Origin of the sequence: Achromobacter insolitus, assembly GCF_002209555.1 — a bacterium.
Classification (GTDB): Bacteria; Pseudomonadota; Gammaproteobacteria; order Burkholderiales; family Burkholderiaceae_B; genus Achromobacter; species Achromobacter insolitus.
The window spans coordinates 46768-63196 of the sequence record NZ_NJIF01000014.1 but is presented as its reverse complement, the minus strand read 5'-3'; the positions used below and the strand labels follow the sequence as shown (position 1 = coordinate 63196).

Sequence of the window (16429 nt, the reverse complement as noted above, 5' to 3'; positions counted from 1 at the left end):
CAGCAACCCATGCGCGCCGAAGACGAAGCCCTGATCCTGGCCTGCATCCCCAGCCTGCGGCGCTATGCCCGCGGGCTGACGGGCGACCCCCATCGGGCCGACGACCTGGTCCAGGACACGCTGGAGCGCGCATGGAGCCGCTATTCGCGATGGCAACGGCGGGGCGAACTGCGCGCCTGGATGTTCGGCATCATGCACAACCATTTCATCGACGGCGTGCGCGCCAGCAGCCGGCGGGCCGAACAGACCGCCTTGGGCGAGCTGCCCGACGCACCGGTGCGCGCCACGCAGACGGATCACCTGGAGGTGCGCGATCTGGACCGCTGCCTGCAAGCCCTGCCCGCCGAGCAGCGGGAGGTGCTGCTGCTTATCTGCGTGGAGGACCTGTCCTATCAGGAAACCGCCCGGATACTGGACGTGCCGATGGGCACCGTCATGTCGCGCCTGTCGCGCGCCCGCGAGAAGCTGGGCGCGCTGATGCAGGCGCGCGACACCGTCAGCAAGCTCCATCGCGTGAAATGACATGAACGAAAAACGCCTCCATGCGGTGCCCGGCACGGGCACCCCGATTACCGAAGCCGACCTGCATGCCTATGCGGACGGCCAATTGCCGCCGGCGCGGCGCGCCGAGGTCGAGACTTTCCTGGCGGCGCATCCGCAGGACCAGGGCCGCGTCGATGAATGGCGGGAACAGCGGCGCTTGCTGCACGCCATGCTGGATCCGGTGCTGGACGAGCCGCTGCCGCTGCGCCTGCCCCTGGCGCGGCCCGCGAACCCGTGGCCGTGGCGCGCACTGGCGGCCGGCGTGGCAATTGCCGCCGTGAGCGCCAGCGCTGCCTGGATCACCCGAGGCGCCATGGACGCCCGCCAGCTGCAAGCGGCGCTGGCCACGGCCAGCCCGGAACGCGTCGCCGGCGGCTACGCTCAGCGCGCCGCCATTGCCCACGCGGTCTACGCGCCCGACATGGGGCGCCCCGTGGAAGTGGGCGCCGACAATGAGAAAGGCCTGGTCACCTGGCTCACCAAGCGCATGGGCGCGACCATGCGCCCGCCGTCCCTGTCGCAGGCGGGTTACGAGCTGGTGGGCGGCCGCCTGCTGCCGGGCGGCGCGGGCCCGGTGGCGCTGTTCATGTATGGCGCGGCGGACGGCCAGCGGCTGACGCTTTACGTGACCCGCGAGGCTGCGGGCGGCCAGACGGCATTCCAGTTCACCCAGGAAGGCCCGGTGCGGGTGTTCTATTGGGTCGAAGGACAGTTCGGCTACGCCCTGTCCGGCGCGGTCAGCCGCGACGAGCTGCTGCGCGTCTCGCAGGAAGTCTACCGGCAACTGCAGGGCTAGCCCGAGGACGGGGCGCGCCCGCCGGCTTGCGCCCGCGCCTCGTTTAGCATATGCAGCGTGATCTTGCGCACCTCCGCGCGGCTCATGCCGATATGCGTACGCAGCATGCGGGCGGCTTCATCGGCCCGCCGCGCCAGCACGGCGCGCAGGATCGCGGCGTGCTCCTCATAAGTGGCGTCCACGCGGAAGTCCTTGGTGAAGTCCAGCCGCCGCACGATGCGGATCTTCTCGGTCACGTCGCGATGGATCTGCGCCATCTCGGGGTTGCCGGCCGCGGCCACCAGCGAACAATGAAACGCTTCGTCCAACTGCGCCACCAGCCGCCCGTCCAGGATGCGCTGCCGCGGCGGCGCCAGCCACACGTCTTTCAGCGCGCCCAGGATGCCAGCGGGATCCATATGCTCCCTGGCGCATAGCCGTTCCACGGCAGCCTGCTCCAGCACCACGCGCACGTCGTACAGCGCTTCGAAGCGCTCGAAATCGAAAGGCCGTACCTGCCAGCCGCTGCGCGGCTGCGGCAGCACGTAGCCTTCGCGCTCCAGCCGTGCCAGGCCCAGCCGCACGGGAGTGCGGCTGACGCCCAGCCGAGCCGCCACCTCGGCTTCGGTGAAACGTTCGCCCGGCAGCACGCGGAAGTCGAACAATTCTTCCTTCAGGCATTGGTAGACCTGATCGGCCAGCGAGCCGGCCAGGGCCGGCGCCTGGCGCATGGCCGGAACGGTTTGCACGGATTCCAGGCGCATGCTCAGGCGACGGGGCAGGCCACGTCTTCGGCCAGCACGATCAGCGGGTCGCCGGCATTTACGGGTTTGCCGGGCACGCAGCGGATCGCGGCCACGGTCCCGGCCGCGGGCGCGATGACGGACAGCTCCATCTTCATGGCCTCGACCACCACCAGCGTGTCGCCGGCCGATACGCTCTGGCCCACTTGCACGGGGATCTTCCAGACGTTGCCGCACATGTCGGCGCTGACCAGGCTTTCCCCTTCGCGCAGCGCTACCTCGGGGTCGGGCTCGGGACCTGGCGCGTCCTGCTCCACCGCGGCGCCCTCGCTTTTCCACAGCGCCACCTCGGCATCGAAGGCGCTTCTTTGACGCATCTGGAAGGCAGCAATGCTGTCGGCCTCCTCCGCCAGGAAACGCTGGTGCGCAGCGAAATCGAAGACCTCTTCCTCGATGCGGATCGTGGCGCGGCCTTCGCGGAAGTCCTCGCGCAGCACGTCGAGTTCCGCCTCGCTCACGGGGTAGAAGCGCACCTGATCGAAAAAGCGCAGCAGCCAGGGCTTGCCATCCTGGAACACCGGATTCTTCAGGAACTTGTTCCAGATCGGCAGCGTGCGCCCGACCAGTTGGTAACCGCCAGGCGAATCCATGCCGTAAATGCACATGTACACGCCGCCTATGCCCACCGTGCCTTCGGCCGTGTACGTGCGCGCCGGATTGTACTTGGACGTCAACAGGCGGTGACGCGGATCTATCGGCACGGCGCAGGGGGCCCCCAGGTACACGTCGCCCAGCCCCATGATCAGATAGCTGGCGTCGAACACGATGTCGCGGACCTGCTTGCGGCTGGCCAGGCCATTGATGCGCTGGATGAAGTCCACATTGTTCGGCAACCAGGGCGCGCTGGCGCGCACGGTCTCCTGATAGCGCTGCACCGCGCCCAGCGTGGCCGAGTCCTCGAACGCCATGGGCAGGTAGACCACGCGGGTGGGCACCTTGAGCGTGGCCACGTCGGCCAGGCCGGCTTCAATGCGCAACAAGCGCTCGATCAGCTCGCCTTGCAGGATGACGCGGCTGTCATAGCGGATCTGCAGCGAACGCACGCCGGGCGACAGCTCCTGCACGCCGCCGATAGGATCGGCGTTGAGCGCCTCCATCAGCAGGTGTATGCGCATGCGCAGCGCCAGGTCCAGCACGTTGTCGCCGTATTCCAGCAGCAGGTAGCCGTCGCCCGCCTGGCGGTAGGAGACCGAAGGCCGCGCGCCCTGCGCCGGCAGCGCCGCCACAATGGGCTCCGCGACCGCGGTCGCGGCGGGCGCCTGGTCCGGGCCGGCCTGCACCGGTGGGGCCAGTTCGGCCACGCAGCGATCCTGCGCCGCCTCCAGCGCCACGGCCTGCCGGTAATCCATGCGCACGAAGCGGATGCGGTCGCCGGGCTTGACCTGCCCCACCTTCCACAGCTCGGCGCGGGCGATGGTGACGGGGCAGACGAAGCCGCCAAGGCTGGGACCGTCGCGCGTCAGGATGACGGGGCTGTCGCCGGTGAAGTTGATACTGCCGATGGCGTATTCGCAATCGTGGATATTGGACGGGTGCAAGCCGGCTTCGCCACCGTCCTCACGCGCCCACGTTGGCTTGGGGCCGATCAGGCGCACGCCCAGCCGGTTGGAGTTGTAGTGCACCTCCCAGTCCGCCGCGAAAAACGCGTCTATGGCTTCGGGCTGGAAGAAATCCGGCGCGCCATGCGGACCGTAGAGCACGCCGATTTCCCAGGCATTGCCGTAAGCCGGTATCAATCCGGCGGGCGCTGCCTGGGGCTCGGACACGGCGGGCGCCGCTTCAGCCAGCCCGGGGCGGACCAGCGGCAGCATGTCGCCCACGCGCAGCGTGCGGCCGGCGTGGCCGCCGAACTGCCCCAGCGCAAAGGTAGAGCGGCTGCCCAGGTAGACCGGCACGTCCAGGCCGTTACGCACGGCCAGGTAGCTGCGGCAGCCCGACAGCGCGCGGCCGGTCGCCAGCACCTGGCCCGAGCGCACGGCCACCGGGGCCCACATAGGCACGGGTTCACCATCCAGCGTGGCCTCGCAGGCGGCTCCCGTCAACGCCACGATGGCGTCGCCATGAAAGCGCAAGGTCGGACCGACCAAGGTGGCCTCGATGCCGGCGGCGTCGGCGGCATTGCCGACGATGCGGTTGGCCATGCGGAAGGCATAGTCGTCCATCGGTCCCGACGGCGGCACGCCGATATCCCAGTAACCCACCCGGCCCGGATAATCCTGCACGCTGGTATAGGTGCCTGCCACCAGCACCTCGATCGCGGCGGGCCGGTAGGCGAAGCTGTCCAGGAAGCGCGTGGACAGCTCGCCGGCGCGAAAGCGCGCGTCGTCCACGATCTGCCGCAGATAGTCCAGGTTGGTGGCGATGCCATGCAGGCGCGTGCGGGCCAGCGCGGCGGACAACTTGTCCAGCGCGGCCTCGCGCGTGTCGGCGTGCACGATCAGCTTGGCCAGCATGGGGTCGTAGAACGCAGGCACGTCGGTGCCAGTCTCGACCCAGCCATCCACTCGCACGCCATCCGGGAAGGACACCTCGGTCAGCATCCCCGGCGATGGCTGGAATTGGCGCAGCGGATCCTCGGCATAAAGACGCACTTCAATAGCCGCGCCCTGCGGCGCGCGCGACATGGCGGCGTAGTCCAGCGGTTCGCCCGCGGCCACGCGCAACATGCATTCCACCAAGTCCAGCCCGGTCACCGCTTCGGTCACGGGATGCTCGACCTGCAAGCGGGTGTTCACTTCCAGGAAGTAGAAGCTGTCGCGCGCCGGATCGTAAATGAATTCCACGGTGCCGGCGGAGCGGTAGTTGACCGTTGTGCCCAGCCTCACGGCGGCGTCGAGCAACGCCGCGCGCGTTGCCGCGGGCAGCAGCGGCGCGGGGGTTTCTTCGATGACTTTCTGGTTGCGGCGCTGCACCGAGCAGTCGCGCTCCCCCAACGCCAGCACCCGGCCGGCGCCATCGCCGAATATCTGGACTTCCACATGGCGCGCGTTCTCGACGTAGCGCTCGATGAAGGCGCCGCCATCGCTGAAGAAGTGTTCGCCCATGCGCTGCACGCTGTCGAAGGCGGCGGTCAGCTCGGCTTCGTTTTCGCAGCGCGACAAGCCGATGCCGCCGCCGCCCGCCGTGCTTTTGAGCATGACCGGATAGCCGATGCGTTCGGCCTGCGACAGCGCTTCGCCCAGGCTGCCCAGCAGGCCCGTGCCGGGCGTCATCGGTACGCCGGCCTCGGCCGCCAGCTCGCGGGAACGGTGCTTCAGGCCGAATTCGCGTATCTGCAAAGGCGTAGGGCCGACGAATGCAATGCCCGCGGCCTCGCAGGCCTGCGCGAAATCGGCGCTCTCGGACAGGAAGCCATAGCCGGGGTAGATCGCCTGCGCGCCATGCTCGCGGGCGGCAGCCAGCAACAGATCCATGCGCAGGTAGCTATCGGCGGCCTTGTCGCCGCCAAGGGCCACGGCCACGTCGGCGGCGCGCACGTGCGCGGCGTTGCGGTCCGGGTCGGAGTAAACAGCCACGCTGCGTATGCCCAGGCGCTTAAGCGTGCGGATGGCGCGGACGGCGATTTCGCCGCGGTTGGCAATCAGAACGGTATCGAACACGGTGCGACTCCCTGATGACTTTGCGGGGGGATTGGCTTAGGCGGGGATCAGGCTTTGGCGGCCAGGCTGGCCAGATAGGCGCGCCAGCCGCCGAACCCGGTGATGTCGCGCGCGCCCTCCAGGCCGCGCGGCTCGCAGATGAAGCCCTTGACCTCGCGGCCATCCTCCAGCGTCAGCGTGCCGATTCCGAGCGGCGCGGGGATTTCGGCCACGAATGCGCCGAAGGCAGTCAGCGGCACATCCCAGAGCTCCACCTCGATGGGCGCGCCGCTGGCCGACTTCACCAGCCCGGGCTTGGGCGGCGAGGTGTTGGCCAGGGCATACAGGCGGTAGTCGCCCGCCGTTCGCGTCTGCTCGACGAACACGGCGCCGCGCGAGGTCAGTTGATGATTCAGCGGCATGCCGCGCAGGTGCGCGCCGACCACCGACACGCGCACTGTGTCACGCGTTGGCGCGCGGCCCGGGCCGGCGGCGGGCAACGCGGCGCCGGTGGCGCCCAGAGGCAGCCCGAGACGCGCCTGCCATTGGCGGCCGAACTGCGCCAGGGCATGGTCCTGCCACGCCAGGCCCAGCAACGTGATGCCCGCGGGCAGCCCATCGCCGCGCATGCCGGCCGGCAGCGCCAGCGCCGACAGATCCGCCAGGTTCGCGAAGTTGGTGTAGATGCCCAGGCGCGAATTCAGCGTCACCGGATCGGCTTGCAGTTGAGCGATGGTGTAGATCGAGGGAGCCGTCGGCACGACCAGGGCGTCGAAGCCTGCCAGCGACTGATGGATGCGCCGCGCCAGTTCCGCGCGCCTGTACTCGGCCTTGAACGTGTCCAGCGCGGTATAGCTGGCGGCCTGCTCGACAATGCCGCGCACCACCGGGTGGATGGCGTCGGGATTTCGCTTCCACAGTGCCTCCACGGCCGCGAAGCGCTCGGCCACCCACGGGCCTTGATAGAGCAGCGCGGCCAACTCGTTGAACGGCGTGAAGTCGATGGGTTCGACCGTCGCGCCGGAATCTTTCAGGACACGCACCGCCTCGTCGAACGCGGCCGCCGCCTGCGCGTCGCCGAAGAACTCCCGCTGCGCGGGTATCGCCAGCCTGGGCTGCGCGGGCCAGGGACGCTCGCCCGCGACAGGCTGCGGGCGCGAATAGGGATCGCGCTCATCGAAGCCCGCCGCGATGTCTGCCACGAGCTCAGCGTCATCGACCGTCAGCGCAAACACCGACACGCAGTCCTGGGTGCGGCATGCCGGCACTACCCCGGCCGTGCTGAGCCTGCCCTTGGTGGGCTTGAGACCGACGATGTTGTTAAAGCCTGCCGGCACGCGGCCCGAGCCCGCGGTATCGGTGCCCAGCGAGAATGCCGCAAGCCCGCGCGCCACCACGGACGCCGAGCCCGAACTGGAGCCGCCGCTGACGTATTCCGCATTGAAAGCGTTGGCCACGGCGCCCAGCGGCGAACGCGTGCCCACCAGCCCGGTGGCGAACTGATCCAGGTTGGTCTTGCCGACCAGGATGGCGCCTGCCGCGCGCAGCCGGCTGACCACGGTGGCATCCTGGTCCGGCATGTACGCAAAGTCCGGGCAGGCCGCCGTGGTGGGCCAGCCAGCGGCATCGATGTTGTCCTTGATGGCGAACGGCACCCCATACAAGGGCAAGCGCGCCAGGTCGCCGCCAGCGGCTTCCAGCAGCCCATGCAGGGCATCGAGCTGCCGAGCCAGCATGGCGCCGTCCACGCGTTTGATCCAGGCGTTGTCTGACGGGCCGCCGCGTTCGGCCCACGCGGCCAGCAAGGTCTCGGGCGTGGCGCCCTCCTCGCGATAGGCAGCCTGCCACTGCGCGATCGTCCAACCTACCGGGCCCTTCAGCGTTGCTACGGCGTTCATGCTGGAATCCTTTCTTGTATACAAGTACGGATTCCCAAGCAATCGGCGTGCCATGTTGGCCGACGCCCGGTGCTTGCCCCTTGTTCTCCCGGCGACGCCGCGCCCCGCGACCATCCGCGCGCATGCCGCCATCCCGCCCGCGCACCGCCAGCGGGCGGGACGCGCACCCATGTTGTGCACGCGGCACCACATCGATCCCTGCCGCCCGGGTTCCGCCACCGCCCGCGCGCGCACGCCGGACTGCCCCTTCCTATAGCGATCCCCGCCAGCTTGCGCGGCTGGCATGCCTTTTGCTTTGAGGTCCTTGTTGTCGGGTGTTGTTCAGATCGTTCTCGCCGGCCCAGCCGGCACATTCCATTCAGGAGTCACCATGAAACGCAGACTAGCCCTTAAGCAACTGACCGCCGTGAGCCTGTTGGCCATGTCCGGATGGATGCCGCAGGTACTCGCCGCCGAGGACACCATCAAGGTCGGCATCCTGCATTCGCTGTCGGGCACGATGGCGATCTCGGAAACGTCGCTCAAGGACGTGGCCCTGATGACCATCGACGAAATCAACGCCAATGGCGGCGTGATGGGCAAGAAGCTGGAAGCCGTGGTGGTGGACCCCGCGTCGAACTGGCCGTTGTTCGCCGAGAAGTCGCGCCAGTTGCTGTCCCAGGACAAGGTTGCGGTGGTCTTCGGCTGCTGGACCTCCGTGTCGCGCAAGTCCGTGTTGCCGGTGTTCAAGGAACTGAACGGCCTGCTCTTCTACCCCGTGCAATACGAGGGCGAAGAGCTGGAGAAGAACGTGTTCTACACGGGCGCGGCGCCCAACCAGCAAGCCATACCGGCGGTGGAATACCTGATGAGCGAGGACGGCGGCGGCGCCAAGCGCTTCGTGCTGCTGGGCACCGACTACGTCTACCCGCGCACCACCAACAAGATCCTGCGCGCGTTCCTGCATTCCAAAGGCGTCAAGGACAGCGACATCGACGAGGTCTACACGCCCTTCGGCCACTCCGACTACCAGACCATCGTCGCCAACATCAAGAAGTTCGCCACCGGCGGCAAGACCGCCGTCATCTCCACCATCAATGGCGACTCCAACGTGCCCTTCTACAAAGAGCTGGGCAACGCCGGCCTGAAGGCCACCGACGTGCCGGTCGTGGCCTTCTCGGTCGGGGAAGAAGAACTGCGCGGCGTGGACACCAAGCCGCTGGTGGGCCACCTGGCCGCGTGGAACTACTTCCAGTCGGTCAAGAACCCGGTCAACGAGGCCTTTATCCAGAAGTGGAAGGCCTATGCCAAGGCCAAGAACCTGCCCAACGCGAATACGGTGGTAACCAACGATCCGATGGAAGCCACGTACATCGGCATCCATATGTGGAAGCAGGCGGTCGAGCAGGCCAAGACCACGGACGTGGACAAGGTCATCGCGGCGATGGGCGGCCAGACCTTCAAGGCGCCGGACGGCTACACCATCGAGATGGACAAGACCAACCATCACTTGCACAAGCCGGTCTACATCGGCGAAATCAAGGCGGACGGCCAGTTCAGCGTGGTGTGGAAAAGCAAGGGCCCGATCCGCGCCCAGCCCTGGAGCCCGTACATCCCGGGCAATGAAGGCAAGCAAGGACTCTAACGCTCTCGGGACAAGCAGCCATGCGCATCGCGGCAATCACACTGTACTTGCGTCGTTTCCTGCTGGCATGGCTGTTGTCCGTGCCGCTCGCGGCCGCTCCGGCGGCCGCGGCGGGCGTGGACCCGGCCTTGCTTGCGGCGCTGGCCGGCGACGATACGGACGCCAGGCTGCAGGCGATTGCCGCGCTGGGGCAATCGCCCGACCCGGGCGCCGCCCAGGTGCTGCAGGCGTTGGGCGAAGACCGGCTCTATGCCACCGATGACGGCCGCGTGCTGATCGGCGACGGCGGCACGCGCGCCACCGACGCGGCGACGGGCGCCGCCGCCGAGCTGCCCGCGGGCACAGGCACCATCGGCATCAACAACCGGCTGCGCCGCGCTATCGAAGCCGCCCTGGCAAGCTCGCGCCTGTACTCCGAGCAGCCCGCCGAACGCCTGGCCGCGGCCCGCCGCCTGCAGCAGACCGGCGACCCCGCCCGCCTGCCCATGCTGGAAAAGGCGCTGGCTTCGGAAAAGAACGACGCCGTGCGAGATGCGCTGCTGATCGCGCAGGCCAATCTCGAACTCAAGAGCAGCGACCCCGCCAAACGGCGCCATGCGGTGGAGGTGCTGGGCGCCACCCGCAATGCCGCGTTCCGCCCCACGCTGGCCGCGCTCACGCAGGAGCGCGACGGCGTCCATGCAGAGCCCGATGCCGGCGTGCGCGAGGCCGCCGCGCATGCGCTCAAGCAGATCGACCGGCACCTGGCCACCATTGAATGGGCCGGCAACCTGTTTTACGGGATCAGCCTGGGCAGCGTGCTGCTGCTGGCGGCGCTGGGGCTGGCCATTACTTTCGGTTTGATGGGCGTTATCAACATGGCGCACGGCGAACTGCTGATGATCGGCGCCTATGCGACCTATATGGTGCAGACGGCGTTCCGCGCCTGGCTGCCGGGATGGCTGGACTGGTATGTGCTGGCAGCGCTGCCGCTGGCCTTTGCCGTGACCGCGCTGGTCGGCATGGCGCTGGAACGCACCGTCATACGCTGGCTCTATGGCCGTCCGCTGGAAACGCTGCTGGCGACCTGGGGCATCAGCCTGATGCTGATGCAAGGCGTGCGCACGCTGTTCGGCGCGCAGAACGTGGAAGTGGGCAATCCCAGCTGGATGTCTGGCGGCATCACCGTGCTGGGCGGGCTGGTGCTGACCTACAACCGCCTCGTCATCATCGGCTTCGCGTTCTTCGTGGTATTCCTGGTCTGGGCGTTGCTGAATCACACGCGCCTGGGCCTGTTCGTGCGCGCCATCACACAGAATCGCCGGATGGCCGATTGCGTGGGCGTGCCCACCGGCCGCGTCGACATGCTGGCCTTCGGGCTGGGTTCCGGCATCGCTGGATTGGCCGGAGTCGCGCTATCTCAATTGGGCAACGTGGGGCCGGACCTGGGCCGCGGCTACATCGTGGATTCGTTCATGGTGGTGGTGCTGGGCGGTGTGGGCCAGCTGGCCGGCACCGTCATCGCCGCGCTGGGCCTGGGCGGCGTAAATAAATTCCTGGAGCCCTATGCCGGAGCCGTCATGGCCAAGATCACCATCCTGGCGCTCATTGTGCTGTTCGTCCAAAAGCGGCCACAAGGCCTGTTCGCCCCCCGTGGCCGGAGCGTCGAATGAAACAGAACGCGCTGACTGACCTGAATCTGCTGACCCGCCGCCCGCTCTTCTCGGGCCGGGTCTGGACGGCCCTGGCGGCGGCGGTGGCCCTGCTGGCGCTGCTGCCCTTGCTGAATCTCGTTTTCCCGCCGGGCCATGCGCTGCACGTGTCCGCGTATGCCGTGGCGCTGCTGGGCAAGTTCATGTGCTACGCCATGGCGGCGCTGGCGCTGGACCTGGTGTGGGGCTATGCCGGCATCCTGTCCCTGGGCCACGGCCTGTTCTTCGCGCTGGGCGGCTATGCGCACGGCATGTACCTGATGCGCGCCATCGGCCGCGACGGCGTCTACCAGAGCGACCTTCCGGATTTCATGGTGTTCCTGGACTGGAAGACCTACCCCTGGTACTGGTCGTTCACGGAACACTTCTGGTACGCCATGCTGCTCGTCGTTCTGGTGCCCGGCCTGCTGGCCTTCGTGTTCGGCTACTTCGCGTTCCGTTCCCGCATCAAGGGCGTGTACTTTTCGATCATCACGCAGGCACTGACCTTCGCCGCCATGCTGCTGTTCTTCCGCAACGACACGGGCTTCGGCGGCAACAACGGCTTTACGGACTTCAAGCGCATCCTCGGCTTCGACATCACCGCGCCGGGCACGCGGGCGGCGCTGTACTGGATCACGCTGGGCGCGCTGGCCGGCGCGCTCATCCTGGCGCGCGCGGTCACGCAGAGCAAGCTGGGCCGGGTGCTGACCGCCGTGCGCGACGCCGAAAGCCGCCTGCGTTTCATCGGCTACGACCCGCTGGGCTTCAAGCTGTTCGTATGGACCCTGTCCGCCGTGCTCTGCGGCATCGCCGGCGCGCTCTACGTGCCGCAGGTCGGCATCATCAACCCCAGCGAAATGTCCACCGAGACCTCGATCGAAATGGTGATCTGGGTCGCCACCGGCGGGCGCGGCACGCTGGTCGGCCCCATCATCGGGGCAGGCGCGGTCAACGGACTGAAGACCTGGTTCACCAGCGTGCTGCCTGAGTTCTGGCTATACGCGCTGGGCCTCATCTTCGTGCTGGTGACGCTGTTCCTGCCCACCGGCATCGTCGGATTGGCACGCCGCGCCGCCGCCCGCCTTTCCGTCCGCTCCCAGGGGAAACAAGCATGACCAGCACGCACATCGAATCCGCCGCGCTCGACGGCGGCCCCAGCGGCGAGGCGGGCTACGGCCGCGTCAGCCCCAAGGGCCTGGACACGAGCCACGGCGCCATCCTCTACCTGGAGGGCATCACGGTCAGCTTCGACGGCTTCAAGGCCCTGAACGATCTGACGCTGGACATCGGGGTGGGGGAACTGCGCTGCATCATCGGCCCCAATGGCGCGGGCAAGACCACGATGATGGACGTCATCACCGGCAAGACTCGGCCCACGTCGGGCACGGCCTACTTCGGGCAGAGCATCGACCTCACCACGCTGAACGAAGCGCAGATCGCGCACGCCGGCATCGGCCGGAAGTTCCAGCGGCCCACGGTGTTCGAACAGCACACCGTCTTCGAAAACCTGGAACTGGCGATGAAAACCGACAAGCGCGTGCGACCGACGCTGTTCGCCCGGCTGAGCGGCGAGCAGGCCGACCGCATCGGCGAAACGCTGGACCTGATCCGGTTGCGGCCGGAAGCGGCCCTGCCCGCGGGGCTGCTGTCGCATGGACAGAAGCAATGGCTGGAGATCGGCATGTTGCTGATGCAGGAGCCGCAATTGCTGCTGCTGGACGAACCGGTGGCCGGCATGACCGATGCCGAGACCGAACGCACCGGCGAACTGCTCAACGAGTTGCGCGGACGCCACTCCCTGATGGTGGTGGAACACGACATGGACTTCGTCAACCAGATCGCGGGCGACGGCAAAGTCACGGTGCTCCATGAAGGCTCGGTGCTGGCCGAAGGGCCGATGAGCAAGGTACAGGCCGATCCGCGCGTCATTGAAGTCTATCTGGGGCGCTGACATGCTGGACGTGAACGCGATCGACCAATACTACGGTGGCAGCCACACGCTGCGCGGCGTGTCGTTGGCGCTGCGCCAGGGCGAATGCCTCGCGCTGCTGGGCCGCAACGGCGTGGGCAAGACCACCTTGCTCAAGTGCGTGATGGGCGTGCTGCCCGTGGCCCGCGGCCACATCGCCTTCGATGGCGCCGACGTCACGCGGCTGGCGCCGCACCAGCGCGCCGCGCGCGGCATGGCCTACGTGCCGCAAGGCCGCGATATCTTCGCGCGCCTGACCGTGGAAGAGAACATCCTCATGGGCATGGCGGCCAAGCCGGCGGCGCGCGCGCGCCGCATCAAGGAAGAAGTGTACGAACTGTTCCCGGTGCTGCGGACCATGCTGTCGCGCCGCGGCGGCGACCTGTCCGGCGGGCAGCAGCAACAGCTGGCCATTGCCCGCGCCCTGGTGGCCGAGCCCAAGCTCATCATCCTGGACGAACCCACCGAAGGCATCCAACCCTCCATCATCAAGGACATCGCCCGCGTCATCCACATGTTGCGCCAGCGCGGCGACATCGCCATCCTGCTGTGCGAGCAGTACTTCGACTTCGCCCGCGAACTGGCGGACCAGTTCGTGGTGCTGTCACGCGGCGAGGTGGTGGCGCGCGGCGACCGTGGCGCGATCGACGGGGAAGACGTGCGCCGCCACTTGTCGGTCTAGCGCCTCCGGCGCGAGGGCTGTTTTTATTGAGCCGCCTCTGGACGACGAGCCCATCTGCTCCGATATAATCGAGCGCCATGTGCTCCGCTGCCTTCCTGACCCGCCCCGCCCTGTGGATCGCGCTCCTCGCGATCCTGTGGGCGTCATTGGCGCCGTCGTTGGCCCATGCGCTGAGCCTGTCTCCCGCCAGCCACAACGCCCATCGCGTCAGCGTCGACTTCTGCACCACCGAAGGCGCCGCGCAAGCTTCCCTGACTCTGGACGTGCCGGGCAAGAGCGATGATGGCACGCAGGCCGCCGACCATGGCGACGGCCATCACTGCCCGCTTTGCCGCAACCCCAATGCCGACGTGGGCATCCTGCCCGCGCCCGTGCCCGTCGTGCCGGCCCCCCTTGGGCGCGCCATCACGTATCCGCCGCTGTTCTTCCTGGCGGCACACTCCCTTCATGCCTGGAGCGCGGCCCAGCCGCGCGCGCCGCCAGCAGCCTGAGCCGGCGCGCCCCGCCGCCTGAGCGCGGTTGGTCTGCGTCCGCACGCCGTTATTGCACCGCCACGTCCCGTCCGCGCCTGCCCGCGCGTGCGGATGCGTGCCGTCATTCAGGCTTGACGCGCCCCCTGCCCGCCTCCGTGGGCGGGCATCCGGGCGCGCGGGCCGGACCACCGGTTTCAGACATGAAGACAACCACGATCCACTCCCTGCTGCTGGGCGCGCTTGCCAGCGGCCCCGCCCTTGTGTTGGCCGCGGAACCCGCCGTGCCTACCCTGGCGCCCACCACTGTGCATGGCGCCGCAGCCGAAACGCCCGCGCCCAACGGCCCCATCGATCTGAATATCCGCGACACCACCGGCAGCCGCCTGGGCCTGACCCTGCGCGAAACGCCGGCCAGCGTTACCGTGATTTCGCGCGAACAGATCGAAGCGCGCGGATCCCTGAACACACAGGAAATCGCCCGCGGCATCCCGGGCGTGGACAACGCGTCGCCTCCCGGCAACGCCGGCGCGGTCAGCTACCGCGGCTTCTCCGGCGGCCAGGTCTCGCAGCTGTTCAACGGCATTTCCGTGCAGTACGACTCCATTGCCGCGCGGCCCGTGGACAGCTGGATCTATGACCGGGTGGAAGCGATAGGCGGCCCCTCCACCTTCCTGTTCGGCGCGGGCGCCGTGGGCGGCGCCATCAACTATGTCACCAAGCTGCCCGAGCGCGACACCTTCTACGATGGGCAACTGCGGCTGGGCTCGTTCGACAGCCGCCAACTGTCGATGGGCCTGAATCAGCAACTGGCCGGCGAACCCGGCGGCCGCGGGCACTATCTGCGCATAGACGCCAACACCGGATCCAGCCACGGCTGGGTCGACGGCAACCATTCCCGCGCCAGCCAGGTCGCCGCCTCGCTGCTGTCCGACCTGGGCGCGGACGTGACCCAGACGTTTGCCTTCGAGTATCAGCGTGAACAGGTCGACCGGCCCTATTGGGGCACGCCGCTGAAAACGGATGCAAATGGCGTGGTGCAGGGAACCGGACGCATCCTGGATGGCACACGCTTCAAGAACTACAACGTCAACGACGGCCTGTATGAGCAGGAAGTGCTGTGGGCTCGATCTCTGACGGAATGGCGCGCGGGCACCAACCTGACCTTCAAGAACACGCTCTACTACTATCGCGCCGAACGCGACTACCGCAACCTGGAGAGCTACCGCCTGAACGCCGGCAACAGCCTGGTGCTGCGGTCCGGCGCCCTGCTGCAACGCCACGAACAGAGCCTGATCGGCAATCGCGTGGAGGGGCTGTACCGCTCCACACTGGCCGGCCTGCCCAGCGATTGGTCCTTCGGCGTGGACGTCAGCCAGAACAAAATCACGCGCTATCCCACCAGCCTGCCGGGCCAGGTGGACGCGGTGGATCCCTATGACTTCTCTGCCGGAGACTTCTACGACATACCCGGCATGACCCGCGGCCACGTCGCCGACCGCGACAACCGCATCCGCACGCTGGCGCTGACGATGGAAAACCGCACCACGGTGCTGCCGGGCGTGGCCATCGTATCGGCGCTGCGCAAGGACTTCATCGACGTGGACCTGACCAACCGCCGCGCCGTCACGGCAGCCTCGCCCGCGAGCGCCCAGCGCAGCTACTCGCCGCTGACCGGCCGCCTGGGCGTCAACTGGGAGCTGAGTCCCGAGGCCTCGCTATATGCGCAGTACGCCACTGCGGCCGACCCTCCTTCGGGCCTGCTCGCGACCGCGTCGTTCGCGGACGTCCTGAACAATGACAAGCTCACCACCGGCAGACAGGCCGAGGTGGGCGGCAAGTTCAACTTCTGGGACGGCCGAGGATCGGCCACGGTGGCGGTCTACGAGATCAAGCGCAAGAACATGGCCACCTCGGATCCCGACAATCCCGGGGTCAGCGTGCCCGTGGGCGCGCAATCGGCGCGCGGCATCGAACTGGCTGGCGGCCTGCAGCTGACCTCCCAGTTGTCCCTGCAGGGCAACGTGGCCTTCGTAGATCCCAAGTACGACGACTTCTCGCAGTCCGTGGGCGGCGTAGCGGTTTCGCGCAATGGCAATGTGCCGACCAACACCCCGCGCCGTCTCGCCAATGTCTGGCTGGATTATGCCTTCCTGCCTGACTGGACGGCGAGCATGGCCGCGCGCTACGTGGGCCGCATGTACGCGGACGCCGCCAACACCGTCTGGACACCGTCCTACACCGTGTTCGACGCGGCCCTGTCGCACCGGATCAACCGCAACCTGAGCGTGACGGCGCGCGTGCGCAACCTGACCGACAAGGTTTACGCGGCAAACGCGACGCCCACCATGTACTACCTGGGCGCGCCGCGCTCGGTGGAGCTCACGCTGCAGGCCCGCTTTTGAGCGGCGCGC

At 67.9% G+C, this 16429-nt stretch carries 12 protein-coding genes; 9 read left to right on the top strand and 3 right to left on the bottom strand.

The features are described from left to right. The first annotated feature begins 9 nt into the window (after nucleotides 1-9). The gene (locus tag CEY08_RS27955; protein WP_042794858.1) at nucleotides 10-522 is read left to right on the top strand and encodes an RNA polymerase sigma factor; all 513 of its coding nucleotides are present in this window, start codon (nucleotides 10-12) and stop codon (nucleotides 520-522) included. A 1-nt stretch (nucleotide 523) separates the two neighbouring features. Beyond that, entirely contained in the window at nucleotides 524-1339 is an 816-nt protein-coding gene (locus CEY08_RS27950) for an anti-sigma factor family protein (protein WP_042794859.1), read from the top strand. Here the strand turns inward: CEY08_RS27950 and CEY08_RS27945 are convergent. Genes CEY08_RS27945 through atzF form a run of 3 tightly spaced genes read right to left on the bottom strand, consistent with a single transcriptional unit; the run spans nucleotide 1336 to nucleotide 7597 of the window. Next, nucleotides 1336-2082, bottom strand: coding sequence for a GntR family transcriptional regulator (locus CEY08_RS27945; protein WP_084738593.1), 747 nt, complete (start codon nucleotides 2080-2082; stop codon nucleotides 1336-1338). The genes CEY08_RS27950 and CEY08_RS27945 overlap by 4 nt on opposite strands. Before the next feature lie 2 nt (nucleotides 2083-2084). Continuing rightward, nucleotides 2085-5720 (bottom strand): urea carboxylase, encoded by a 3636-nt coding sequence (gene uca / locus CEY08_RS27940; RefSeq protein ID WP_076815168.1) that lies wholly within the window; start codon nucleotides 5718-5720, stop codon nucleotides 2085-2087. A 47-nt stretch (nucleotides 5721-5767) separates the two neighbouring features. Next, nucleotides 5768-7597, bottom strand: coding sequence for an allophanate hydrolase (gene atzF / locus CEY08_RS27935; protein WP_076815170.1), 1830 nt, complete (start codon nucleotides 7595-7597; stop codon nucleotides 5768-5770). Nucleotides 7598-7967: 370 nt separating this feature from the next. Between atzF and urtA the strand changes: the two genes are divergently transcribed. The 7 genes from urtA to CEY08_RS27900 all read left to right on the top strand — a co-directional run bounded on the left by urtA (nucleotide 7968) and on the right by CEY08_RS27900 (nucleotide 16420). Further along, nucleotides 7968-9221: an urea ABC transporter substrate-binding protein gene (gene urtA, locus CEY08_RS27930; RefSeq protein ID WP_042794862.1), complete on the top strand. Its 1254-nt coding sequence runs from the start codon at nucleotides 7968-7970 to the stop codon at nucleotides 9219-9221. Between the two features lie 20 nt (nucleotides 9222-9241). Further along, entirely contained in the window at nucleotides 9242-10873 is a 1632-nt protein-coding gene (gene urtB, locus CEY08_RS27925) for an urea ABC transporter permease subunit UrtB (RefSeq protein WP_042794863.1), read from the top strand. Then, entirely contained in the window at nucleotides 10870-12009 is a 1140-nt protein-coding gene (gene urtC / locus CEY08_RS27920) for an urea ABC transporter permease subunit UrtC (RefSeq protein ID WP_042794864.1), read from the top strand. The genes urtB and urtC overlap by 4 nt, the downstream gene beginning before the upstream one ends. Continuing rightward, complete coding sequence (gene urtD / locus CEY08_RS27915; RefSeq protein ID WP_042794865.1) at nucleotides 12006-12845, top strand: urea ABC transporter ATP-binding protein UrtD; 840 nt, start codon at nucleotides 12006-12008, stop codon at nucleotides 12843-12845. The genes urtC and urtD overlap by 4 nt, the downstream gene beginning before the upstream one ends. Before the next feature lies 1 nt (nucleotide 12846). Next, nucleotides 12847-13545: an urea ABC transporter ATP-binding subunit UrtE gene (gene urtE / locus CEY08_RS27910; protein ID WP_063643452.1), complete on the top strand. Its 699-nt coding sequence runs from the start codon at nucleotides 12847-12849 to the stop codon at nucleotides 13543-13545. 77 nt (nucleotides 13546-13622) lie between these two features. Then, entirely contained in the window at nucleotides 13623-14036 is a 414-nt protein-coding gene (locus CEY08_RS27905) for a DUF2946 family protein (RefSeq protein WP_063643453.1), read from the top strand. Between the two features lie 182 nt (nucleotides 14037-14218). After that, on the top strand, nucleotides 14219-16420 hold the full coding sequence (locus tag CEY08_RS27900) for a TonB-dependent receptor (protein ID WP_063643454.1): 2202 nt from the start codon (nucleotides 14219-14221) through the stop codon (nucleotides 16418-16420). The last annotated feature ends 9 nt before the right edge of the window (nucleotides 16421-16429 follow it).

Coding starts and splice junctions, on each gene's coding strand:
- CEY08_RS27955 (WP_042794858.1), top strand. CDS start 10: ATGCGCGCCGAAGACGAAGCCCTGATCCTGGCCTGCATCCCCAGCCTG.
- urtC (WP_042794864.1), top strand. CDS start 10,870: ATGAAACAGAACGCGCTGACTGACCTGAATCTGCTGACCCGCCGCCCG.
- atzF (WP_076815170.1), bottom strand. CDS start 7,597: ATGAACGCCGTAGCAACGCTGAAGGGCCCGGTAGGTTGGACGATCGCG.
- CEY08_RS27900 (WP_063643454.1), top strand. CDS start 14,219: ATGAAGACAACCACGATCCACTCCCTGCTGCTGGGCGCGCTTGCCAGC.
- CEY08_RS27950 (WP_042794859.1), top strand. CDS start 524: ATGAACGAAAAACGCCTCCATGCGGTGCCCGGCACGGGCACCCCGATT.
- CEY08_RS27905 (WP_063643453.1), top strand. CDS start 13,623: ATGTGCTCCGCTGCCTTCCTGACCCGCCCCGCCCTGTGGATCGCGCTC.
- urtA (WP_042794862.1), top strand. CDS start 7,968: ATGAAACGCAGACTAGCCCTTAAGCAACTGACCGCCGTGAGCCTGTTG.
- urtD (WP_042794865.1), top strand. CDS start 12,006: ATGACCAGCACGCACATCGAATCCGCCGCGCTCGACGGCGGCCCCAGC.
- urtB (WP_042794863.1), top strand. CDS start 9,242: ATGCGCATCGCGGCAATCACACTGTACTTGCGTCGTTTCCTGCTGGCA.
- CEY08_RS27945 (WP_084738593.1), bottom strand. CDS start 2,082: ATGCGCCTGGAATCCGTGCAAACCGTTCCGGCCATGCGCCAGGCGCCG.
- urtE (WP_063643452.1), top strand. CDS start 12,847: ATGCTGGACGTGAACGCGATCGACCAATACTACGGTGGCAGCCACACG.